General features: G+C 67.5%; 1 protein-coding gene. It reads right to left on the reverse strand.

Annotation, left to right across the window (positions count from 1 at the left end; translation table 11 throughout):
* Positions 1–649, reverse strand: a 649-nt coding sequence (locus tag IE318_RS44520; RefSeq protein ID WP_268256795.1) for an alpha-amylase family glycosyl hydrolase, incomplete at both ends; no start/stop codon positions are given.

Genomic DNA, 649 nt, shown 5'->3' on the forward strand with positions numbered 1-649 from the left:
GGTTCTGCTTGCGGATCTCGATCATGCGGCGGGTCCAGTGCAGCAGCGAGGACGGCGAGGACATGGAGGCCTCGACGTTGGTGACCTGGTAGCCGTAGACCGGGTCCATGATCGTGGGCAGGAAGAGGCGCCCGGGGTCGCTGGAGGAGAAGCCGGCGTTGCGGTCGGGGGTCCACTGCATGGGCGTGCGCACCGCGTCGCGGTCGCCGAGCCAGATGTTGTCGCCCATGCCGATCTCGTCGCCGTAGTACAGGATCGGGGAGCCGGGCAGGGACAGCAGCAGGGCGGTGAACAGCTCGATCTGGTTGCGGTCGTTGTCCAGCAGGGGGGCCAGCCGGCGGCGGATGCCGATGTTGGCGCGCATGCGGGGGTCTTTGGCGTATTCGGCCCACATGTAGTCGCGCTCCTCGTCGGTGACCATCTCCAGGGTCAGCTCGTCGTGGTTGCGCAGGAAGATGCCCCACTGGCAGCCCGAGGGGATCGCCGGGGTCTTGGCCAGGATCTCGGAGACGGGGTAGCGGGATTCGCGGCGGACGGCCATGAAGATGCGGGGCATGACCGGGAAGTGGAACGCCATGTGGCATTCGTCGCCGCCGGAGGTGTAGTCGCCGAAGTAGTCGACGACGTCCTCCGGCCACTGGTTCGCCTC

The organism is Streptomyces spiralis (assembly GCF_014654675.1).
Lineage (GTDB): Bacteria > Actinomycetota > Actinomycetes > Streptomycetales > Streptomycetaceae > Streptomyces > Streptomyces spiralis.